Consider the following 22,938-nt stretch of genomic DNA (forward strand, 5'->3'; position numbering starts at 1 on the left):
GGGAGCGAGCTTGCTCGCGATGAGGGTGTATCAGTCACCATCAATCTTGACTGAGCTACCGCTATCGCGAGCAAGCTCGCTCCCACAGGGGGGCTGGATCATCGGCAATGAGAGCTGTGTTCCAACTTGAATCACAGTCGCACCGCTTTCGCCCCCTTCGCCCACCCAATCCCAAGGATTGTCTATAAATAACCTCGCGATCACTCGCTTGGCACGGCCGCTGCACGCTTGCGACATCCCTCTTCCGCAAGGACCGCCACATGACTCAGAACGACCCGGGCAACGACTACCCCTTGAGCGAAGTCCCGATGCACGCTCGCAAAGGCCTGGCCTCCACGGCCATGGTGCTGCTGGGTTTCACCTTTTTCACCGCCACCATGTTTGCCGGCGGCAAGCTGGGGGTGGCGTTCGGTTTTGCCGAAATGCTCACGATCATCGTCATCGGCAATTTGCTGCTGGGGCTCTATGCCGCTGGCCTGGGCTACATCGCCTTCAAGAGCGGGCTCAATTCGGTGTTGATGGGCCGCTTCTGTTTCGGCGAGGTGGGCAGCAAGCTCAGTGACTTGATCCTGGGGCTCACGCAGATCGGCTGGTACGCCTGGGGCACGGCGACCGCCGCGGTGGTGCTGGGCAAGTATTTCCAATTAAGCGAGGGCACCGTGCTCGGGTTGATGGTGCTGTTCGGCCTGGGCTTCTGTGCCACGGCCTATATCGGCTATCGCGGGCTGGAAATCCTCTCCTACATTGCCGTACCGGCGATGATGTTGCTGCTGATGCTGTCGATGTGGGTCGCGACAGTGAAGGTCGGCGGCCTCGATGGTTTGCTGGCGGTGGTGCCGACGGGCAGCCTCGACCGGTCCACCGCCATCACGCTGGTGTTCGGCACTTTCGTCAGCGGCGCGACCCAGGCGACCAACTGGACGCGGTTCTCCCGCTCGGCGAAAGTCGCGGTGCTGGCGAGCCTGATCGGCTTCTTCATCGGTAACGGCCTGATGGTGCTGATCGGTGCCTACGGGGCCATCGTCTATCAACAACCGGACGTGGTCGAAGTATTGCTGCTGCAAGGCTTCGCCATGGCGGCGATGGCCATGCTGCTGCTCAACATCTGGAGCACCCAGGACAACACCATCTACAATTTCGCCGTGGCCGGTTGCAACCTGCTGCGCACCCGCCGGCGCAAGGCCGTGACCCTGGGTGGCGCGGTGATCGGCACGCTGCTCGCGCTGTTGGGCATGTACGACCTGCTGGTGCCGTACCTGATCCTGCTGGGCACGGTGATTCCACCCATTGGCGGGGTGATCATGGCCGACTTCTTCTTCCGTTGGCGTGGTCGTTACCCGCGCCTGGCCGAGGCGCAACTGCCGGCGTTCAACTGGCCCGGGCTGTTGGCCTATGGGGTTGGCACCGTCGCGGCATTCAATTCGCCATGGGTCGCGCCACTGGTAGGAATCGCTGCCGGCGCGCTAACGTATGTGCTATTGATCAGCGTAATGGGTACTCGCGCCGCTGACGCTCCCCTACAAGACCTCTAAAGGATTCGCCTGATGCACATCATCAACGCCCGTCTGCGCAACCGTGAAGGCTTGCATGAACTGCACCTGGAAAACGGCCTGATCGCCAGCATCGCTCGCCAGACCGAGGCCCCCAGCCTCGGCCCGGAAGACCTCGATGCCGGCGGCAACCTGGTGGTCCCGCCCTTCGTCGAACCGCACATTCACCTGGACGCGACCCTCACAGCCGGCGAACCGCGCTGGAACATGAGCGGCACGCTGTTCGAAGGCATCGAGTGCTGGGGCGAACGCAAGGCCACCATCACCGAGGAAGACACCAGCACCCGTGCCAAGAAAACCATCCAGACCCTCGCCGCCCATGGCATCCAGCATGTGCGCACCCACGTCGACGTGACCGACCCCGAGCTCACGGCACTCAAGGCACTGCTGCAAGTGCGCGAGGAAAGTCGTCACCTGATCGACATGCAGATCGTCGCGTTTCCCCAGGAAGGCATCGAGTCCTACCGCAATGGCCGTGAGCTGATGGAAGAAGCGATCCGCATGGGCGCCGACGTGGTGGGCGGCATTCCTCACTTCGAGTACACCCGCGACCAGGGCGTCAGCTCGGTGAAATTCCTCATGGACCTGGCCGAGCGTACTGGCTGCCTGGTGGACGTGCATTGCGACGAAACCGACGACCCGCACTCACGTTTCCTCGAAGTGCTCGCCGAAGAAGCCCGCAGCCGCGACATGGGCGCGCGCGTCACCGCCAGCCACACCACGGCCATGGGCTCCTATGACAACGCCTACTGCGCCAAGCTGTTCCGCCTGCTCGGGCACTCGGGCATCAGCTTTGTCTCTTGCCCGACCGAAAGCATTCACCTGCAAGGGCGCTTCGATAACTTCCCCAAACGCCGTGGTGTCACCCGGGTCAATGAACTGCTCGAAGCCGGGATGAACGTGTGCTTCGGCCAGGACTCCATCGTCGACCCGTGGTACCCGCTGGGCAACGGCAACATCCTGCGGGTGCTGGAAGCCGGGCTGCATATCTGCCACATGCTCGGCTACCGCAACCTGCAAAGCGCCCTGGACCTGGTCACCGACAACAGCGCCAAGGCCCTGAACCTGGGCGAGCGCTACGGGCTGGAACCCGGGCGCCCGGCGAACCTGCTGATCCTGTCGGCGGACAGTGACTACGAAGTGATCCGCAGCCAGGGCTTGCCGCTCTATTCGATTCGCAACGGTGAAGTGCTGATGAAGCGCCAGATGCCGGTGGTGGAGTTTGCGCAGCAGCCAGGCTGATTTTCCTGTGGGAGCGGGCTTGCTCCGGGCGGCGTTCCGACGATGGCGGTCTACCCGTTGATATGGATGTGACTGACCCGCCGCTATCGCGAGCAAGCTCGCTCCCACAATAGATCTGCGTCGGATACAACATTTCTATCCACTGAAGATCCCCTGTGGGAGCGAGCTTGCTCGCGATAGCGGCATCAGCCGCGCCACAAAACGTCCAGAAAGCTCTAGGGCACAGACCGCGCCGTCCCAAACAACCTGACCCGCACCAATTCACCCGCCTCTTCTTCCAGCAAAATCGGCGCAGTCCCCCCCGGCATCACGACACTCACGGCTCCCGCCTGCACCCAACCCACCCGCCACGCCGCACTGGCCACGGCACTGGCGCTGGTACCCGAGGAAGCCGTGGGCCCTTCGCCCCGCTCAAACACCCGGGCCGCGATTCGCCCCTCGGCTTCCAGTCTGGCCCATTGCAGATTTATCCCGCTGGGACATGGCTGCCCGGCGCCACTCGGTGCGGCATAGGCGATGCGAACCAAGCTTTGCGACAGCGCTGTAGCACGCATCTGCGAATTACTCGGCAACCCTTCGGCACCGGCCACCAGCGTCACGCAATGAGGATTGCCAATGTTCACGAACTGGCTGTGGCCCCACGCTGGGTTCAACGCATGGAGCGCTGGCACACGGCTGACATCACGCAGGTTGAACATCACGCTCCCCACACCTTGGGCATCCACGGCCTGGGCTCCGAACAGCGGTTTGCCCAGGTCCAGCCAGAAGCCTTGGACGCCGTCGAATTCAGCGGCACGAACCGAGGTTGGCAGCGGTGACACGCCGTCGGGTTTGTCGTGATGAACCTGCAGCACACACTCTCCCGCGCCCGGCATCAAGCCCTGCGCTTGCAACGCCTGGGAAAAAATCGTCAGGCCGTTGCCGCTGCGCTCGGCCAGGGTGCCGTCGGTGTTGACGATCAACAGATCAAAAGGCGGTTCGCTCTGGAACGGGCCGATCAACAGGCCGTCACTGCGATGGGCCTTGGCGTCCGGCGGCGCCTCATCCGGTGCCCAGGCGCAAAACGCGTGCACGGCAGCCGTAGCCCACGATTCGCGTGCGCATGCTGCGTGGGCGGCTGACGGCGGCAGGTCAATGCCGCGGTCACGTACCTGTTGCGGTGAAACGACGCCATAAATATTGCCGCGTGCATCATAAAACTGCGTCATGGACCAGACTCGGAATCAGCCAACAGGGGCCGGTACTTTATGCTGGCAAAGGCTGCGGGAGCAAAGCCCGCACGCTGGCCGGCACCTTGGGCTCGCGGTGCGGTCAGTGGATATGCAAGCATAGGCCCCTGCCTGCACCACCGCACCGCACGACAGCCAAGGACGTTTCATGACTGCCATTACACCCCCGCCCACCTTTATCCCCGGACGCCTGGAACAGATGTCCACCCGCATCGCCTATCTCATCGCCGGCATCGGCATCGCCGCCTGGGCGCCGCTGGTGCCTTACGCCAAGGTACGGGCGAACCTGGATGAAGGCACCCTCGGGTTGCTGCTGTTGTGCCTGGGGGTCGGGTCGATCCTGGCGATGCCGATTTCCGGCGCGCTGGCGGCGCGGTTCGGCTGCCGACGGGTGCTCAGCGGCGGCACGATTCTGATCTGCCTGGCGTTGCCGTTGCTGGCGACGATGACCTCCCTGCCCTGGCTGGTGGCCGCCTTGTTCCTGTTTGGCGCCGGGCTCGGCACCGTGGACTCGACCGTGAACCTGCAAGCGGTGATCGTCGAGCGGGCCAGCGGCAAGACCATGATGTCGGGTTTCCACGGCATGTTCAGCCTCGGCGGGATCATTGGCGCGGCGGGTGTGAGTGCCCTGCTTGGCCTGGGGCTTTCGCCGCTGGGGGCGACGCTGGTGGTCAATGGGGTGCTGCTGGTGGCGTTGTTCAAGGCTGCGCCGCACCTGCTGCCCTACGGCAGCGAAAGCTCGGGACCAGCGTTCGCCATTCCCCACGGCGTGGTGCTGTTTATCGGCATCCTGTGTTTCATCGTGTTCCTGGCCGAAGGCGCGGTGCTGGACTGGAGCGCCGTGTTCCTGACCACCGAACGCGCGGTGGATACCGCTTATGCCGGGCTCGGTTATGCCGCCTTCGCGCTGACCATGACCGTCGGCCGGCTGACCGGCGATTCAGTGGTGCATCGCCTGGGGGCCAAACGCGTGATCATCTATGGCGGATCGATCGCGGCAGCCGGGTTCCTGTTGGCGACCCTCGCACCGATGTGGCAAGCCGCGCTGCTGGGCTATGCGTTGGTGGGTGCCGGGTGTTCGAACATCGTGCCGGTGCTGTACACCGCCGTCGGCAAACAGACCTTGATGCCAGAGGCCATCGCGGTTCCGGCCATCACCACCATCGGCTATGCCGGCATCCTTGCCGGTCCGGCGCTGATCGGCTTCGTCGCCCATGGCAGCAACCTGAGCATTGCCTTTGGGTTGATTGCGATATCGCTGGTGGCGGTGGCGGCCAGTGGCAAAGTGTTGAAGGTCTGAGGCCCCCCATAGCCTCTGGTGGGAGCAAGGCTTGCTCCCACAGATATCTTTGCTTCTGATTACGCTTCAGGCATCTTGCGAAAGCCCACCGCCAAGCGGTTCCAACCATTGATGGCGTTGATCGCCACAGTCAGGTCGACCATTTCCTTGGGGTTGAAATGTTCGCTCAACAGGGCGTAGTCGGCGTCTGGCGCGTGGGTGTCGCTCAGGCGGGTCAGGGCTTCGGTCCAGGCCAGTGCGGCGCGCTCACGGCCGGTGAAGAACGGCGCTTCACGCCAGGCCGTCACGGCGTACAGCCGACGTTCAGTCTCGCCGTCCTTGCGGGCATCGGCGGTGTGCATGTCGATGCAGAAAGCGCAGCCATTGATTTGCGAGGAGCGCAGCTTGACCAGCTCCAGCAGGGACTTCTCCAGGCCCAGCTTCGAGACGGCAGTTTCCAGGGCCAGCATGGCTTTGAAAGCGTCAGGGGATGCGGTGTAGAAATCGGTACGCGGTTGCATGGTGAACTCCAGAACAATTGGGTGTGGCGCTACGTTAGCCGTGCAATGGCGCGGTACAAATAGCCAATTGTTGGGAAGTTCGGGTGGCCAATGGCAGGCGGTGGGAACAACCTATGGAAGGGAGAGCGGCTCCTCTGTGGCGAGGGAGCTTGCTCCCGCTCGGCTGCGAAGCAGTCGTAACCTAACCGATGCGGTCCGCCTGGAAAGTGGTGTCAGGCCATTTTGGGGCGGCTGCGCCACCCAGCGGGAGCAAGCTCCCTCGCCACAGGGGCCATGAGCACTTCAGTCAGGCCCGGCGGCGCAGCCATTGCAGGAAGCGTTTCTTGGCGACCGGCTTGGGGGTTTCGCGGGTCAGGTTCTGGGCAAGATGCATGCGTACGTCCAGCAGGTTTTTCATCGCGTCGTTAATGTCGCGACGGGCCTCTAGGCAAGGCTTGAGGTAGCTGTTCTCGATGCGGTACAGGGTGCAAAACGTCTTGGCGGAAAAATTCGCCAGCGCTGCCTGCTCGGCGACGATCCCGGCTTCGCCGATCACCTCCCCCGGCCCCATGCGCCCGCCCTCCAGTGGCTGGCCGTTGCGCATGAGGGTCACGCTGACCACCCCGGACTCGATGATGAACAGATGATCGCTGACCTCCCCGGCCGCCAGGATCACGTCACCCGCACGGAAGGTTTGCAAGGTCATGTTCTGGCTGAAGGTGTCTTTCTCGTCCTGGCGCAAGGTGGAGAAAATGTTCGAGCTTTCCAGCAAGGCCCGGGGGCGCGACAGCGCCTGGGGCGCCGCACTTTCAGTGGTGGACAACAGGCTCACGCCCGACGCCTGCAAATGCCGGAACGCCAGGTCGAACAACTGGTTGCGTACCGTGCGTTTCTGGGCCATGGAGGCGACAAACCCGCTGATTTCGTACTCCGCCCCGCCACTGCCGCTGCTCTTGAGGGCGACGCTGGGGGCCGGGGTGGCGAGCAACGAGCGACAGCCGATCATGGCCCGCTCCAACGCGTCGATCACCGTTTGTGGACGCGCGTGAGGGCTGACCTGGATGCTGATGGACAAGCCATGGACGTCGCTGGGTCGACTGAAGTTGATGACCTTGGCTTTTGCCGCCAACGAGTTGGGAATCACCGCCATGCTGCCCTGGGCAGTCTGCAAGCGCGTGGCCCGCCAATCGATGTCAGTGACCCGGCCTTCGGTGCCGTCGATGGAAATCCAGTCATCGAGCTGATAAGGCTTGGTGGTGTTGAGCACGATCCCGGAGAACACATCGCTGAGGGTGCTCTGCAAGGCCAGGCCGACGATGATCGCCACCGCGCCGGACGTCGCCAGCACGCCTTTGACCGGCAAATCCAGCACGTAGGCCATTGCGGCGATGACGGCGATCAGGAAAATCACCGCGCCGAGCAAATCCTGCAGCAACCGCCCGGTATGGCCGACCCGTTGCATCATCGCCGCGCCGATCAGCACCGTCAGGGTTCGCGCGGCGAACAGCCACCAGGCGATCTGCAAACCGGTCGCGGCCAGCTGCCGCGGCACATCCTCGACCCACTGCGCCGGGACCATTGGGTTGAGGCCTTCGTTGAACAGCAGCACGCTGAACAGCGAAAAAATCACCAGCCTTGCGCCGATTTTCCAATAGGTCCGATCCGCACTGACCAGGCGCCATATCAGTAGATCGAGCACCAACAGCGCCAGGGCACAGAGCAGCGGGTGCTCGGAGATCAGAGACAGCATCGGGACAGCTCCAGGAAGGCGGTTGGCGAAGATTGGCACAGAATGACCACGCTGTAGAGTTCCCCACTGATCCCATGTGGGAGCGAGCCTGCTCGCGATGGCGGTCTGACAGTCAACCCATCATTGAATGTCCTACCGCTATCGCGAGCAAGCTCGCTCCCACACTGGTTTCTGGGCGGCTGTTGTTTCGCGTCAATCGTCCATCCGACCAAAACGCCCGGAGTGGAAATCATTGAAGGCCTGGTGGATTTGCTGCTCGCTGTTCATCACGAACGGACCATGGCCGACGATGGGTTCGTCGATCGGCTCACCACTGAGCAACAGCACCACCGCGTCGTTATTGGCTTGCAGGCTCAATTGGTCGCCAGCCCGGTCGAACAGGGCCATTTGCCCGGCCTCGACCCGTTCGCGACCATTGGCCTGGACCGAGCCTCGCAATACCACCAAGGCGGTGTTGTGGCCTTCGTGCAGGTCAAGGATGAGGTTTTTCCCGGCATTCAAGCGGATGTCCCAGACATCGATAGGGGTGAAAGTCCTGGCGGGGCCTTGGTGCCCTTCGAAGTGCCCGGCGATCAGGCGCAGGCTGCCGGCGTTGTCCTTCAGGGCGATGTTCGGAATGTCGCCCTTGAGAATCGTCTGGTAGCCGGCCGGGGCCATCTTGTCCTTGGCGGGCAGGTTGACCCACAGCTGGACCATCTCCATGAACCCGCCCTGGCGGGCGAAGGCTTCGGAGTGGAACTCTTCGTGGATGATGCCGGACGCGGCGGTCATCCATTGCACGTCGCCGGGACCGATCTTGCCGCCGCTGCCGGTGGAATCACGGTGCTCCAGTTCGCCCTGGTAGACGATGGTCACGGTTTCGAACCCGCGATGCGGGTGCTGGCCGACGCCACGACGCTCGGTGGTGGGCGTGAATTCAGTGGGCGCGGCGTGGTCCAGCAGCAGGAACGGGCTGACGTGCTTGCCCAGGTTGTCGTAGGAAAACAGCGTGCGAACCTGGAAGCCATCGCCAACCCAATGAGGCCGTGGGCTGGTGTAGAGGCCGATAATGTTTTTCATGCTGTGTCTCCAAAAATCAGCTGCTGCGATTCAATGGACACAGCTTAGAACCGACACCTTTTCAGCACTAGACGGCAAAAACCGGCTTTAGCGTTCTATTTAAAGAACGACTGGAAAACTGTGGGAGCGAGCTTGCTCGCGATAGCGGTGTATCAGCCGAAGATGCATCGACGGGCAGACCGCTATCGCGAGCAAGCTCGCTCCCACAGGTTTGGGGTCAATTCAGTTAGAGGTGATTGCGCTTGGCAAACTCCGACAGTCCCACCAAGGATTGCAGGCCAAGCTTTTCCAACAGGCGAGTCTTGTAGGTGCTGACGGTTTTTGGGCTCAGGAACAGGCTTTCGGCGATGTCCTTGCCGCGCATGCCCATTGCCAGCATCCGCAGGATGGACAACTCGCGGGTGGAAAGGCTTTCCAGCGCCTGGTGTTCGCTGCGCTGCTGAAAATCCAGCCTGACGGACATCTGCGGAAAATAGGCATAACCGGACTTCAAGGCATGGATGGCCTTGGTCAGCTCCTTGAGGTCGCTTTTCTTGGTCACAAAGCCGCGAGCCCCGGCCGAGATGCAGCGGTTGCAGAAGTGCTGCGCATCTTGGGAAGTGAACACCAGCACGCTGCACTCAGGGAACTGGGCCATGATCCAGACCAGCAGGTCCAGGCCATCGAAACCGTTCATCACCAGGTCCAGGATCACCAGGTCTGGCACGCGCTTCTTGATGAGGGCCCTGGCATCGGCCGCGCCGCTGGCGTCCCGGATGTGGGTGAACGCCTCATTCTGGCAAATAAGCCGCAGCGCCCCTCGTATGACAGGGTGGTCATCCACGATCAATACGTCTTTCAAGGCAATTCCCCAGGTCATTACAAACGGCACAGGCGCCATGACTGCACCGGACTCTTGCACAAGCGCCAGGACCTGACACCTGTCAGATCCGACAGTACAGACCAACGGTCTCTCTCAGCGTCCATGGCCCTGTCTGAGGGCACGGGTCCACGGTTGCAGCGACTCACTGGTTTGAGGATCGACCTGTTCCATCAGGCGCCGCAGGGAGGCAAGGTCTGGCAGTGGCGCCTGGTTCAGGTGCATGTTCGATCGGCGCGCGTCCGGCACCGGCGACACACTGGCCGGTTGTGCGTTGTAAATCATCCCATGGCGAACCTGTGGGTTATAGACCACAAAATCGTGCAGGTTCAGCGCCCCGCTTGCCAGCCCGGCATTGACGACGATCAGGTCGAACGGCTCGCTGCCATACTCCACCAGCGTCAGCAGCTCTTGCACATGGCTCACGGGGACAATCCGGAAATAGCCCTGTTGATTGAACAGGCGCTCCAGCACGATTCGATGAGCATGGTGTGGGTCGGCAATCAGGATACGGAGTGCTTTGTTCGGCATGGCAAGCTTTCCAATAGCAACGCGCCAGGTAGAAACCGGCTCAAGAACATTAAGGGTCGTCAGGCTAGAGGAAGCGTTTGGAAGGCGATGTAGGACTATTCCTAAAATTAAGCCAGACGAAGCCCTTGTGAGGTCTTCAGTTGCTCTGCCAGATGCTCGATGGCTTGGCGAAGATCTTCCACCGCTTGGGCGAGCAGCATGGTGTCGCCGCCCCGACAAGCGCTTTCCAGCGCATCGCAGGCGGCGATCAGGCGTTGCGCCTGGATGATCCGCGCCCCACCCTTGATCCGGTGCGCCAGGTCCGCCAGGCCCGGCAGGTCTTGTCGGCTGGACAGATGCAACAGTCGCGCTTGATCGTCGGCATTGCTGCTGAGCAGTTCCTCCAGCAGTGCCCTGAGGGCGGTCGTGTCGCCGCCGGTCAGTTGTTCCAGGCCGGTCAAATCAAAGCCATCGCTGGGCTGAGGCGTCCCCATGTCCGGCGTGACCGCAGCCAGGCACGCGTTGAGCGCACGAAGGCTGATGGGTTTGAACAAGCAATCGTCCATCCCGGCCTCGGCGCAGCGGTCCTTTTCCTCAGGCTGGGCATTGGCCGTGAACCCGAGGATCACCCCGGGCGAGAGGTTTTGCGCACGCTCTTCGTCGCGAATGGCCCGCGCCAGTTCATAGCCGCTCATCAAGGGCATGTTGCAATCAGTGATGACCACATCGAAGTGCTCGCTGCGCCAGGCGTGCAGACCTTCGACACCGTTCTGCGCTTCCTGGACACGATGGCCCAGGTAGCCCAGTTGCTGGGACAGCAACAAGCGATTGGCCGGGTAGTCGTCGACCACCAGGATACTCAGCGCCCGGCCCGGCACCAGCGCCTCGACCGCCACAGGCGGCGCGGTCGGCAAGGCATCGAGCGCCGGCAGGTCCAGCAGAATCTCGACCTGCGTGCCCTGCCCCGCCACACTACGCAACGTCAGGGTGCCGCCCATCATTTCGCACAAGGTGCGGCTGATGACCAACCCCAACCCGGAACCACTGCGGGCCGACTGGGTCGTGTGGCTCGCCTGGGCAAAGGGGCTGAACAGGCGGCGCTGGTCCTCCGGCGTAATCCCGCAGCCGGTGTCCTCGACGCGCAGGCAAATGCCTAGGTGCCCACGTTCAACGTCCGGTTCGCTGCGCACACTCAGGCGCACCTCGCCCTGGTCGGTGAACTTGATGGCGTTGCTCAACAGGTTCGAGACGATCTGCTTGAAACGCAACGGGTCGATCAACACGTCACGGTTGATCCCGGTGTCCAGCACCCGCAGCAGGCGCAGGTGTTTCTGTCGGGCCAGGCCTTCGAAAATCCGCGCCACCGACTCGGTCAATTCGTGCAGATTGGCCCGTTGCGGCGCCAGCGACAGCTTGCCCGACTCGATGCGGGCGATGTCGAGGATGTCGCCGATCAAGTCCAGCATGCCATGGGCGGCCCCCGAAGCAACCTCGATGGCGAACCGGTCCACGATGCCCTGGTCGGCTTTTTTCAGGGCCAATTCCAACAGGCCGATCACCGCGTTCATCGGTGTGCGGATCTCATGGCTCATGGTCGCCACGAAGGTGGTCTTGGCCCGATTGGCGTCATCGGCGCTTTGCTTGGCGACGCGCAATTGCTCCAGCAGGCGCCGCAGGTAAATGACCCAGCCCAAGGTCACCAGCAACAGCAGCGCAGCGACGGTGAACCCCTGGAGAATCGTGGTGCGGTTGCGCAGCCAATAACTGTCGTCGATCACCACCTCACTGCGCCAACGGTTGGTCAGCTCGTCCATCTCTTCGGGAGAAATGCTCAACAGTGCCTTGTCGAGAATCGAGTAAAGCTCCAATGCGCCCCGGTTCGTCGCCAACGCAACGCGCGCGGGCAAGGTGCCGACGGTACTGGTGACCTGCAGCTTGTCGCGGTACTGGCGGGAGATCATGTAGCGGGCGCTGATCAGCGGATTGACCGCAGCGTCCGCCGTGCCGGCGGCGACCATGGCCATGGCGTCGGCGGTGTTTTGTGCCGTCACCAACTGCACGCGGGGGAACTGCTCGAGCAGGAACTCGCGCAACACGGTGCCACGCACCAGCGCCAGGCGCTTGCCGGCCATCTGGTCCAGGGTGAGCGGGCCCTTCGCCCGAGCAGGCACCACCAGCACGAACGGGTTCGTCAGGTACGGTCGGGTAAAGCGCAATTCGTCTTCGAGTTCGGTGCTGGGTATGGCGGTCGCCAAGACGTCGGCCTTGCCGCTCTTGATCTGCCCGATCAAATCGTCAACCGAGCCGCCACGCTGCACATCGAATTTCAAACCGGTGCGCAAGCTGACCCTCGCCAGCACATCGGCGCCGATGCCGCGCAAATGGCCTTGTGCATCGAAGAACGTCAGCGGCAGGAAGTTTTCGTTGACCGCCACCCTGATCCGCGGATGAGCGTCCAGCCAGCGCTGTTCGTTGACGCTGAAATGCAGCACCTGCTGACCCGGCATACTCGCGCCGCCGGCACTCCAGCGCCTCAGGATGCTCATGTGTTCGCTGGCGGGGATGGCTTGCAGCGCAGCATTGACGATGCGCAACAGGCGCGTGTTGTCGCGGCTGACCGCAAAGGCGAACGGCTGCACTTCCATGCGCGAGAAATCGGCCAGTTGAATATTGTTCAGGTAATTCTTGCTGATCAGGTAGTTGGAACTGATCGAATCCCCCAGATAAACGTCGGCCTGGCCAAACGCCACGGCGCCGATGGCACTCAAGGTCGAGGGGAACAACTGCAAGGAAGCCTTGGGATAAAACGCCTCGACCGTCTCCGGCGGCAAGTAGTGATACAGCATCGCCACCCGCTTGCCCGCCAGGTCGGTGGGCAGGTCCTGGCTGTCGTTGATACGGGCCACGAGGGTCGGCAGGTCATCGGCGTAGGCCTGGGACATCGCCAGGTCCGGATCGGCGGCTTCGAAGCCGTTGGCGGTGCCGAGCATATCGATTTCACCGCCGCGCAGGGCCTGGAGCGATTCGGCACGGGATGGATAGCGCTGGACCTCGACCCTGACGTGCAGGAGCTGCCCGAGCAATTGCGCATAGTCGGCGGTCAGGCCTTCATAGTCGCGACCATTGCCGGTGATGCTGAACGGCGCGTAGTCCGGCGCCGAGGCGCCCAGTTGCAACGTGCCCTTTTGGCGCAGCCAGGTCCAGTCGGCATTGTCCAGGGACACCGAATAATCGCTCACATTGGAGCGCCCGAGCACCTGCAGCGACTCAGGCGCCGCGCCCACCGGTGGCGCCATACTCACTGAGCCCAGCAACAGCGCCACCAGGCCTGTGCGGAAAAGCAGCATCATCTGGTCAGGTTGTTTCGTTTGGCGTAGTCGGCCCGGCGCACCACCCACTGCACATTCAGTCAGGGTGGCCGGCTGAGGGGTTCAGACTGCCAATACGAGGGAACAGCGAACCGGCGATGCGCCTGTCGAACAGACGCATGACATGAGTGTAGGAAATTTCTGAAGAATTTCCTGGCTGGCTTGCGGTTGCTTTGTAGGAGCTGGCGAAGCCTGCGATCTTTTGATCTTTCACTTGGGACTCAAGTGTTTGGGAAAGATCGCAGGGGCGATGCGCAGATTAGTGCGCGTCCCACTGCCGCACGCGAACGCGGCAGTGCTTCATGGCGTTGACGATGTGTTTTTCCACCAGCGCCCGGGAAATGCCCAGGCGTTCGGCGATTTGCGGGTGGGACAAGCCTTCGAGCTTGCGCAGCAGGAAGCTCTCGCGGCACAGCGGCGGCAGCTCGGCCAGGGCACGCTGGAGCATGTCCAGGCGCTGGCCGTGGTCGAGGCTGGTCTGGGGCGACGGGGTGAAGAAGCGCTCTTCGTTGTCCAGCACCTCCAGGGACTCGCCCTGGCGCAGGGTATTGCGCCGATGCCCGTCGATCACCAGGTTCAATGCCGTGCGATAGAGGAACGCGCGGGGCTGTTCAATGGGGGTGTCGCTGGCGCGTTCCAGCACCCGTATATAAGCGTCATGCACCACATCCTCGGCCACCTGGCGGTTGCCTAGCCTGGCGTTCAGGAAACACACCAGCTCGCGATAGTAGTTTTCCAACATGACTCCCGTGCGCAATGGCTGCGACCACTATCCCTGTGCCCACTCGGCATGCCTGGGATAGGCAATGGCACGACAGTGGCAGATCAGTCGCGTAATCTATAGTAATTCTCATATAGATTTAAAGCGTTGGTTTGTATCCGGGCTGATTCATTCGGACAAATGGGGCGCCAGGGGCGCTTTCGTGGCTGCCCTCGCTAAATATTTCATACCACCCAATCCCGCCCGAAGCGCTCGTTTACCAGAACAGCCTCCCGTCCCTGCCGTTCCTGCTGTTCAACCGGCCCCATTTCTGAAGAAAACGCCGTTTTTTCAAAGTGAACCGCATCACTCACAAGCGCTTTTTGATTCTCGCGCGAATCAGAACTGCGGTTTGTACGTCACGCTGAACATCAGATTACGCGGATCACCAAAGTTGTTGTTGCCATTGAGCTGGTTGTAAGCAGACGTTATGTACGTCTTGTCAAACAGGTTGTTGGCATTGACCGCCAAAGCAATTTCCGGCGTCAGCTGATAGCCCACACGGGCATTCCATACGGTGTAACCCGGGATTTCACGATCATAGTCGTAAACCATCGTGTGGCTTTGGGTGGTGAAGCCCAAGCCGGTGCTGACACGGCTCCAGTCGCCAGTGAGCTGGTAGTTGCCCCACACCCGCAGCATGTGCTTCGGCGTCCAGGTGCTGTAGATGCTGCCTTCATTGCTCGGATCCTCCAGGTACTTGGTGGTGTTGTAGGTGTAACCCGCAAACAACTGCAGGTTGTCCATCACTTCACCACTGATTTCGGCGTCGATCCCCTGGCTACGCACTTTGCCTGAGGCTACCGAGCAACCCGAGCCACCACACCCCGAACCGCCGTCGTTGATCGCACGGTTCTCATGGTCGTAGCGGAAGACAGCCAGGGAGGTATTGACCCGACCATCCATCAATTCGCCCTTGAGGCCGACTTCATAGTTGCTGCCGACTATCGGCTTGAGCACCGAACCGCCGGCGTCCCGATTGGTCTGCGGCTGGAACACATCGGTATAGCTGGCATACACGGCCCATTCACGGCTCAGGTCATAGATGATCCCGCCGTAGGGCGTGACCACGCCGGTTTCAGTTCCGGTGCTTGGCGTGTTGGTGACAATACCGTTGGCCGCGGTTTCGGTTTTCGATTTGTAGCTGTAGTCATACCAACTGACCCGGGAACCCAGCACCAACGTCAGGTCGTCGACCGGCTTGACACGCCATGTGCCGTACACACCCTTCTGGCGAATATCGTACTTACTAAGGGTGCCCTGACCGCCCGCGGCGATCAGACTGTCGTAGCTGATGTCCGGACGGTCATTGTTCAGATCGAAGATGGAGTCGCTGGTGTTGTTGAAGGTACGGGCGTAGCGATCATCCGTCTCCAACTGAGAAAAGTTGCCGCCCAGCATGACCTCCTGCTCCATCGACAAGGCTTCGAACTTGCCGGTCAGGTTCATGTCCAGACCAGCCTTGGTGGACTGGAAATCGGTCGCGAAGTCGGCATATTGCACGCCACTGCCATCCGCCAAGAGCCCCCCACCCCTTTGGACTCGCTGGTTTTTCGCCTGGTTGTCTTCGGTCATGTACACGGCGCCGACCTTGAAAGCCCAGTCATCGTTGAAGCGATGCTCCAGATCGGTGTAGTAGGTGGTGACATCGATTTCGGACCGGTTCCAGCGCGCGCCGGTGTAGGTGGAGCGCGACACGTCCGGCATCGAACCGTCGACGTAGCGTGGCAGGCCACGGATGTTGCCGCGCGATTCGCCGTTGGATTGGCTGACCGCGAAGCCCAGGGTGGTGTCTTCGTTCAGGTCGACGTCCAGCGCGCCGTACAGCGAATGGGTCTTGCTCCACGCATGGTCGACGAACGAGTTGCTCTGGTCTTCGTCGACCACGATGCGGCCACGAATGTTGCCGGCCTGGTTCAGCGGGCCGCCGGCGTCCAATTGCAGGCCGTAGTGATCCCAGGAGCCGGCCTTGCCGGTCAAGGTCACGGTGGGTGCGTTCTGGCCGCGCTTGCGCACCAGGTTGACGGCACCACCGGGGCTGCCAGTGCCTTGCAACAGGCCGGAGGCGCCGCGCATGATTTCCAGGCGGTCGAAGAAGATCAGGTCCTGGGTCGCCCAGTTACCCAGCGAATAGGTGTTACGCGGGATCGGCACACCGTCGTACTGCCAGTCGTCGATCTGAAAACCACGGGACGACAGGATCATGCCTTGGCCGACGCCTTGCAGGCCGACGATGCCGGTGGTCTGGTTGACGGCGTCCTTGAGGCTGACCAGGTTCTGGTCATCCATCTGCTTGCGCGTCATCACAGTGATCGACTGGGGAATTTCCTTGAGGGTGTGGGTGCCCTTGCCAATGGTCACGGCGTTGCTGGTGTATGAGTGGCTGCCTTCGGTGGTCGCGTCCACCGACTCTGCACTGATGGTGGTCGCGCCCAGCTCGAGGCCTTCACCGGCAGAACCGCGCACCAGCATCAAGGTATTGCCCTCGACGCTGTAACGCACGCCAGTACCTTTGAGCAGTTCGGCAATGGCCGCCTGTGGGCTCATCTTGCCGCTGACACGGGTGCTCTTCAGGTCGGCCATATCAGCAGCGTTGTAGATCACTTGCTGGTTGGTCTGCTGACCGAACGCTTGCAGTGCCTTGGGCAGCGGTTGCGCAGCAATGTTGATGCTGACGTCTTCAGCCATCACCTGAGCGCTGAGGGGCAGTACGCAGACCAACCCCAGACCGGCCAACACCCGCCGCGAACGCAGGCCGCGGGACATGACGAGTGCCTTGAACAGAGGTTTCAACTCATGAATGGATGACATCGTGCTCTCTATTATTGGTAGAAGTAAAAGTCCATGGGGCCAAAGGGTCCGCTGCTCGCCAGCACACGTGGACCCGCACGGTCGACTGCCCTGGGGCAATGTCTCGATGCGTGGCCGGCCGCCCCCTCCCCGGGCACGGTCATCTGGCTGGACGAAACCCTTGCCGGACAAACCGGTGCCCGGACGTCCTGCCCGCCCCGATTTGCCCACATACCTAAGTAAGACGCAGCACATGCCAAAAAACGGAATGAGTTTATTTATCATTCGCGAAAAAGATCAAAAAAAGGCCGTCGCTGTTGGGCGACGGCCTTTTGTGTCGTGTGCCCTCCAATGTGGGGGCGGTACTTGAATGAGCCTGGGAATCAAATCAGGCGCTGATCGCCAACCCATGCCGCCGATGATGCACGCTCAACTGATCCTTGATCAGCCGCAGCACCTTGGCCTCGTGCTCGTGAATGAAGAAATGCCCACCGGCCAGCATGTCCACCGAAAAGCTGCCCGTGGTCTCCTGGCGCCAGCCAATCAGTTGCTCCGTGGTGGCCTTGTCGGTGGTGCCGCCGAGCACATGCACTGGGCAGTTGAGCGGCGGTCGGATTCGCGGCTGGAAACGTCCGCACAGCAAAAAATCGGCTCGCAGGATCGGCAAGGTCAGGGCCATCAGTTCTTCATTGGCCAAGATCTCTTCGCTGGTGCCGTTGAGGGTGCGCAGTTGCTCGATCAGTTCAGCGTCGGTTTTCGCTTCGGCGAAACCGCGGTCATAGTCGGCCCGCATCGTCGGTGCCGCGGTGCCGGACGCAAACAGCGCCACCGGTTCCGGGCAGCCGAGCTCACGCAGGGCATGGCCGATCTCGCAGGCCAGCAGCGCGCCCAGGCTGTGGCCGAACAAGGCGTAAGGGGCCTGGAGCGTCGCGGACAGCTCCCGTGCCAACTGCATCGCCAACGGCCCCATGTCGGTGTGCAGCGGCTCATCGAAGCGCGCCCCGCGACCCGGCAGTTCCACCGGTTGCACGTGCAGCCATTGCGGCAACTTGCGCCGCCAGCGGCTGTACACCATCGCGCTGGCGCCGGAATAAGGCAGGCACAGCAGGGTCAGTTGGGTCACTGCGGTTTTCTCCGATTGGTCGTGTAAGCAAGATAACGAAATCGTAACCCACCGATTTAGTCAAAACCGTGACGTTCGCTACGAGATGACGATACTTGTGGGAGCAAGGCTTGCCCGCGATGAACGATAACGCGGTTCATCTTCCCACCCGACCTTATACTGGCGATGCCTCGACTCACGCCGCCACACAGGAGAACGCCATGAGCTGGTCCGCCAAGCAATACGTCGCCTTCGAACAGGAACGCACCCGTCCGTCCCGAGACCTGCTCGCCGCCATTGCCCCCACCCAGGCCGGCTCGGTGATCGACCTGGGTTGCGGCCCGGGCAACTCCACCGAGCTGCTGGTGGAACATTTCAGCAGCGCCACGGTGCGCGGCCTGGACAGTTCCAGCGACATGGTCGACGCCGCACGCAAACGCCTGCCCGCCGTGGCGTTCGACACCGTCGACATCGGCCAATGGGATGAACCCGGGCCGTTCGACGTGATCTTCGCCAACGCCGTGCTGCAATGGCTGCCCGACCACGCCACCCTGCTGCCCTCGCTGGTGGGCAAACTCGCCCCCGGTGGCAGCCTGGCGATCCAGATGCCCGACAACCTGCACCAGCCCTCCCACCGCCTGATGCGGGAAATCGCCGTCAACGGTCCGTGGGCCAGCCAACTGGCCGGGGCGGCTGACTCACGGACCGAAGTGGCGGACGCCAGCACCTATTACGCGATCCTCAAACCCCACTGCAGCCGCGTCGATGTGTGGCGCACCACCTACCATCACCCCTTGGCCGGTGGCGCCGCAGGCGTGGTGGAATGGTTCAAGGGCAGCGGCTTGCGCCCGTTTCTCGACCCGCTGGATGAGACGCAACGCGAGCAGTACCTGGCGCAGTACCTCAAGGCGATTGAACAGGCTTATCCCACCCTGGAGGATGGGACGGTGCTGCTGCCGTTTCCCCGGGTGTTCATGGTTGCGACGCGTTAGGGCAACGGTCGATGACGCGGCGATGGGGGCTAAATTTCTGCTCCAGCCCCTCGTTACCTGCTAAGACCAAAAACCCGCAAGAGTGACCGCCGTGGACCTGCAAACCATCCTGGGCAAGCTGTTCGCCAATGCCGGCGCCGTTGGTATCGAAGGCGTCTTCCAGTTCGTGTTCGGTCCGCACCACCAGCGGGCGCCTGAAGATCGGCGGCAACATGGGCCTGGCGACGTTGCTGCCGCAGATCATCGACCATGCCCGGCATGGCGGTGGCGAGGAAGCAGATGGAGTAGCCGCCCCGCGGGCTGGACGGCTGTGATTTCAACCGGACGCGCCGGGCTACCAACACTTCCCCCCACGCCCGCGACGTGACCTTCATGCGCGTGACATTGGAAGCTGGGGATTGGCGGTTTTGCCGGAAGGCTGGTTCCATCAGGTGGAGTTGGTAACTACGGCGTTGTCGGTGAATTTCTGGGTGAAGTCGGGGTGGGGTCGGTAACAGCCGAACACCGCTTTCGTGGCGAGGGGATTTATCCCCGTTGGGCTGCGCAGCGGCCCCAAAAGCAACGATCTCGATCTTACTGGCACACCGAGTTGTCTGGTTGGGCTGCTGCGCAGCCCAGCGGGGATAAATCCCCTCGCCACACGGGAATAGCGGACCAACTGAGCCATCTCGCAGCTTGTTGAAAAGTACTTTAAAAACATGGGGTTTTAATTTGTTCCATGAGAGCTCCCGCTGGGCTGTGTAGGAGCTGGCGAAGCCTGCGATCTTTTGATCTTTCGCTTAAGACTCAAGTGTCTGGGGAAAGATCGCAGCCTCGCTTCGCTCGGCAGCTCCTACATCACCCAACTGAACTCTGCACGCCTCACACCAGTCAGCAGGTAAGGCCCTCCGTTCAAGGTGCTAGACCATGCAGATATCCCTCGCCCGACAGGTTGCCCTGGTCACCGGCGCCAGCTCCGGCATTGGCGCAGGCGCGGCCAAGGCGTTGGCAGACGCGGGTGCCGCGGTGGTACTCAACTACCACTCCAGCGCCGGTCCGGCCGAAGCGCTGGCCCGTGAAATCAACGCCAACGGCGGCCGCGCCATCGCCGTCGGCGCCGATGTTTCGAAAGAGCCGGACGTCGAGCGGCTGTTCGCCCAGGCCCTCGATGCCTTTGGCACGCTGGACATCCTGGTTGCCAATTCCGGCCTGCAGAAAGATGCACCCGCCGTCGATATGCACTTGGATGACTGGAACACCGTGATCGGCACCAACCTCACCGGCCAATTCCTCTGCGCCCGCGCCGCCCTGCGGATCTTCAAGCGCCAGGGCATTCGCCAGGGCGTGTCCCGGGCCGCTGGCAAGATCATTCACATGAGCTCGGTGCATCAGCGCATTCCGTGGGCGGGCCACGCCAATTACGCCGCGTCCAAGGGCGGTGTCGATCTGCTGATGCAGAGCCTGGCCCAGGAAACCAGCCACCAGCGCATCCGCATCAACAGCATCGCCCCGGGCGCCATCCGTACCCCCATCAACCAGGACGCCACCGAAGGCGAGCAGGAACAGAAACTGCTGGAGCTGATTCCTTACGGTCGCGTCGGCGATGTGGAGGACGTTGCCAACGCGGTGGTCTGGTTGGCCTCGGACTTGTCCGATTATGTGGTGGGCACCACGCTGTTCATCGATGGCGGGATGAGCCTTTATCCGGGATTTCGCGGCAATGGCTGATCATGACGAACCGCAAAGCCCCATCGAGAACCACGGCATCATCGGCGACATGCGCAGCGCCGCGCTGGTCAACGACCGAGGCAGTGTCGACTTTTTCTGCTGGCCGGAATTCGACAGCCCAACGATCTTTTGTTCGCTGCTGGATACGCCCGAAGCGGGTATTTTCCAATTGGCTCCGGACCTGCCGAACGCTCGTCGCCAGCAGATCTACTTGCCCGATACCAACGTGCTGCAAACCCGCTGGCTGAGCGACGGCGCCGTGGTGGAAATCACCGACCTGCTGCCCATCGGCGACAGCGAGGATGATTTACCGGTGCTGATGCGCAAGGTGCACATGACCGTCGGCAGCGCGAAGTTCAGCATGCGCTGCGCCGTGCGGCATGACTACGCCCGGGCCGCCACCACGGCGCGCCAGGACGCTGCCCACATCTGTTTCGAGGCGCCGGGGCACCCGAGCCTGCGCTTGTGCGCCGACCAGCCCATGACACTGGACGGCAATGCGGCGGTGGCCGAATTCACCCTGGAACAAGGCCAGAGCGCCGAGTTCCTGCTGGGCGGCATCGACGACCCGCGCCTTCAGGACGATCTCAGCGCGATATGCCTGGAACGCACCCTGGCGTTCTGGCGCGGCTGGATCGGCCAATCCAATTATCGCGGACGCTGGCGGGAAGTGGTCAACCGCTCGGCCCTGGCCCTGAAGCTGCTGACCTCGCGCAAACACGGCGCCATCCTCGCCGCCGCCACCTTCGGCCTGCCGGAAACTCGCGGTGGCGAGCGCAACTGGGATTACCGCTACACCTGGATCCGCGACGCCTCCTTCACTGTCTACGCGTTCATGCGCCTGGGCTTCGTCGAAGAAGCCAACGCCTACATGCGCTGGCTGCGCGGGCGGGTCAGCGACTGTTGTGACCAGCCGACCAAACTCAACATCCTCTACGGCCTGGACGGCAGGCTGGAGCTGCCGGAAACCGAGTTGCCGCACCTGAGCGGCTTCGGCAATGCGCGACCGGTACGCATCGGCAACCTGGCCTACAAGCAGGTGCAGTTGGACATTTTCGGCGAACTGATGGACGCGGTGTACCTGGTCAACAAATACGGCGAAGCCATCTCCCATCAAGGCTGGAAACACACCGTCGACGTGGTCGACCAGGTGTGCAAGGTCTGGCAGGACAAGGACGTGGGTATCTGGGAAATGCGCGGCGACAAGCAGCATTTCCTGCATTCGCGGCTGATGTGCTGGGTCGCTGTGGATCGCGCCATCCGCCTGGCTGAAAAACGCTCCCTGCCCGCCCCATTCGCCCGCTGGGACGAGACGCGCCAGGCCATCTACCAAGACATCTGGACAAACTTCTGGAACGACGAACACCAGCACTTCATCCAGCGCCTGGGCAGCACCGCCCTGGATGGCTCGATGCTGTTGATGCCGCTGGTGCGCTTCGTCAGCGCCCGCGATCCGCGCTGGCTCTCGACGCTCGATGCCATCGAAAAAGACCTGGTGCGCGACGGCATGGTCTATCGCTACCGCAACGACGACAGCCCCATCGACGGCCTCAGCGGCATCGAAGGCTCATTCGCGGCCTGCTCGTTCTGGTACGTCGAATGCCTGGCCCGCGCCGGCCGCGTGGAAAAAGCCCAGCTGGAGTTCGAACAACTGCTGCGCTACGCCAACCCGCTGGGGCTGTACGCCGAAGAGTTCGACAGCCACGGCTACCACCTGGGCAACACTCCCCAAGCCCTGACCCACCTGGCACTGATCAGCGCGGCGAGCTTTCTGGACCGCAAGTTGAGCGGGGAGAAAACGCATTGGCAGCCGTGAGCTGCCCTTCAGCCTGAACGCGATCCCTGTGGCGAGGGAGCTTGCTCCCGCTCGACTGCGCAGCAGGCGCAAAAATCTTGGGGTCGCTTCGCAACCCAGCGGGAGCAAGCTCCCTCGCCACAGGGAAAGCGGTGTGCTGGCTATCGCGCTGAGTCGCTCAATTCGATGTCATCCAACGCACGGTTGGCCAGCAACCTGGCCAGCTCGATCAACTGCTGAATCCCCAGCGCAACATGCCGTCGGGAACCTTCCAGCTCGAACCCCAGGTCGCTGACCAACGCATCGGCCGAGGCCAGGGTTTCGCTGAGGGTGGTCAGCACCGATTCGGTATTTAGCCCGGGGACCACGGTGAAAACCTGGCCGTTCTGGGTGTCGGGTTTGGGCGGGGTGGGCGACAAATGCATATTCAGCGCCCGGTCGGCGGC

At 62.2% G+C, this 22,938-nt stretch carries 19 protein-coding genes and 1 pseudogene; 8 read left to right on the forward strand and 12 right to left on the reverse strand.

What is annotated here, in order from left to right:
- The first annotated feature begins 260 nt into the window (after positions 1-260).
- Positions 261-1,532: a cytosine permease gene (codB, locus tag LQ215_RS03775; RefSeq protein WP_230147472.1), complete on the forward strand. Its 1,272-nt coding sequence runs from the start codon at positions 261-263 to the stop codon at positions 1,530-1,532.
- A 12-nt stretch (positions 1,533-1,544) separates the two neighbouring features.
- A complete protein-coding gene (gene codA, locus LQ215_RS03780; RefSeq protein WP_230147473.1) occupies positions 1,545-2,792 on the forward strand; it encodes a cytosine deaminase in 1,248 nt (415 codons plus the stop codon).
- A gap of 215 nt (positions 2,793-3,007) precedes the next feature.
- On the opposite strand, the gene LQ215_RS03785 is transcribed toward codA, so the two are convergent.
- The gene (locus LQ215_RS03785; protein WP_230147474.1) at positions 3,008-4,000 is read right to left on the reverse strand and encodes a diaminopimelate epimerase; all 993 of its coding nucleotides are present in this window, start codon (positions 3,998-4,000) and stop codon (positions 3,008-3,010) included.
- Positions 4,001-4,169: 169 nt separating this feature from the next.
- Here LQ215_RS03785 and LQ215_RS03790 point away from each other — a divergent pair, with 169 nt between their 5' ends.
- Complete coding sequence (locus tag LQ215_RS03790; protein ID WP_230147475.1) at positions 4,170-5,321, forward strand: MFS transporter; 1,152 nt, start codon at positions 4,170-4,172, stop codon at positions 5,319-5,321.
- A gap of 59 nt (positions 5,322-5,380) precedes the next feature.
- Here LQ215_RS03790 and LQ215_RS03795 read toward each other — a convergent pair whose 3' ends face one another.
- The 10 genes from LQ215_RS03795 to LQ215_RS03840 form a co-directional block, all read right to left on the reverse strand.
- Positions 5,381-5,821, reverse strand: coding sequence for a carboxymuconolactone decarboxylase family protein (locus tag LQ215_RS03795; protein WP_230147476.1), 441 nt, complete (start codon positions 5,819-5,821; stop codon positions 5,381-5,383).
- A 286-nt stretch (positions 5,822-6,107) separates the two neighbouring features.
- Positions 6,108-7,550 (reverse strand): mechanosensitive ion channel family protein, encoded by a 1,443-nt coding sequence (locus LQ215_RS03800; RefSeq protein ID WP_230147477.1) that lies wholly within the window; start codon positions 7,548-7,550, stop codon positions 6,108-6,110.
- Positions 7,551-7,742: 192 nt separating this feature from the next.
- Positions 7,743-8,609 (reverse strand): pirin family protein, encoded by an 867-nt coding sequence (locus LQ215_RS03805; RefSeq protein WP_230147478.1) that lies wholly within the window; start codon positions 8,607-8,609, stop codon positions 7,743-7,745.
- Between the two features lie 226 nt (positions 8,610-8,835).
- The gene (locus LQ215_RS03810; protein ID WP_230147479.1) at positions 8,836-9,450 is read right to left on the reverse strand and encodes a response regulator transcription factor; all 615 of its coding nucleotides are present in this window, start codon (positions 9,448-9,450) and stop codon (positions 8,836-8,838) included.
- 114 nt (positions 9,451-9,564) lie between these two features.
- On the reverse strand, positions 9,565-9,999 hold the full coding sequence (locus LQ215_RS03815; RefSeq protein ID WP_230147480.1) for a response regulator: 435 nt from the start codon (positions 9,997-9,999) through the stop codon (positions 9,565-9,567).
- 107 nt (positions 10,000-10,106) lie between these two features.
- Positions 10,107-13,328 carry a transporter substrate-binding domain-containing protein gene (locus LQ215_RS03820; RefSeq protein WP_230147481.1) on the reverse strand — a complete coding sequence of 1,074 codons (3,222 nt, stop codon included), beginning with the start codon at positions 13,326-13,328 and terminating at the stop codon, positions 10,107-10,109.
- A 55-nt stretch (positions 13,329-13,383) separates the two neighbouring features.
- The gene (locus LQ215_RS03825) at positions 13,384-13,560 is read right to left on the reverse strand and encodes a hypothetical protein (RefSeq protein ID WP_230147482.1); all 177 of its coding nucleotides are present in this window, start codon (positions 13,558-13,560) and stop codon (positions 13,384-13,386) included.
- 45 nt (positions 13,561-13,605) lie between these two features.
- Complete coding sequence (locus tag LQ215_RS03830) at positions 13,606-14,088, reverse strand: sigma-70 family RNA polymerase sigma factor (protein WP_290369081.1); 483 nt, start codon at positions 14,086-14,088, stop codon at positions 13,606-13,608.
- A 357-nt stretch (positions 14,089-14,445) separates the two neighbouring features.
- The gene (locus LQ215_RS03835; RefSeq protein ID WP_230147484.1) at positions 14,446-16,917 is read right to left on the reverse strand and encodes a TonB-dependent siderophore receptor; all 2,472 of its coding nucleotides are present in this window, start codon (positions 16,915-16,917) and stop codon (positions 14,446-14,448) included.
- A gap of 367 nt (positions 16,918-17,284) precedes the next feature.
- Positions 17,285-18,019, reverse strand: a complete 735-nt coding sequence (locus LQ215_RS03840; protein ID WP_230147485.1) for a thioesterase II family protein — start codon at positions 18,017-18,019, stop codon at positions 17,285-17,287.
- Between the two features lie 200 nt (positions 18,020-18,219).
- Here LQ215_RS03840 and tam point away from each other — a divergent pair, with 200 nt between their 5' ends.
- The 5 genes and pseudogenes from tam to LQ215_RS03860 all read left to right on the forward strand — a co-directional run bounded on the left by tam (position 18,220) and on the right by LQ215_RS03860 (position 22,513).
- Positions 18,220-18,990: a trans-aconitate 2-methyltransferase gene (gene tam / locus LQ215_RS03845; protein ID WP_230147486.1), complete on the forward strand. Its 771-nt coding sequence runs from the start codon at positions 18,220-18,222 to the stop codon at positions 18,988-18,990.
- Between the two features lie 128 nt (positions 18,991-19,118).
- The gene (locus tag LQ215_RS29660; protein ID WP_230147487.1) at positions 19,119-19,304 is read left to right on the forward strand and encodes a hypothetical protein; all 186 of its coding nucleotides are present in this window, start codon (positions 19,119-19,121) and stop codon (positions 19,302-19,304) included.
- Positions 19,279-19,484, forward strand: a pseudogene (locus LQ215_RS29665) (cupin-like domain-containing protein); the annotation flags it as partial. The gene LQ215_RS29660 and the pseudogene LQ215_RS29665, both read left to right, overlap by 26 nt.
- Before the next feature lie 412 nt (positions 19,485-19,896).
- Positions 19,897-20,697 carry an SDR family oxidoreductase gene (locus LQ215_RS03855; protein ID WP_230147488.1) on the forward strand — a complete coding sequence of 267 codons (801 nt, stop codon included), beginning with the start codon at positions 19,897-19,899 and terminating at the stop codon, positions 20,695-20,697.
- A complete protein-coding gene (locus LQ215_RS03860) occupies positions 20,690-22,513 on the forward strand; it encodes a glycoside hydrolase family 15 protein (protein WP_230147489.1) in 1,824 nt (607 codons plus the stop codon). Before LQ215_RS03855 ends, LQ215_RS03860 begins: the two co-directional genes overlap by 8 nt.
- 140 nt (positions 22,514-22,653) lie before the next feature.
- On the opposite strand, the gene LQ215_RS03865 is transcribed toward LQ215_RS03860, so the two are convergent.
- The coding region (locus tag LQ215_RS03865; RefSeq protein WP_230147490.1) for a DUF6124 family protein at positions 22,654-22,938 on the reverse strand (285 nt) is incomplete at its 5' end.

This window comes from Pseudomonas brassicacearum (genome assembly GCF_918698105.1).
GTDB classification, from domain to species: Bacteria; Pseudomonadota; Gammaproteobacteria; order Pseudomonadales; family Pseudomonadaceae; genus Aquipseudomonas; species Aquipseudomonas brassicacearum_F.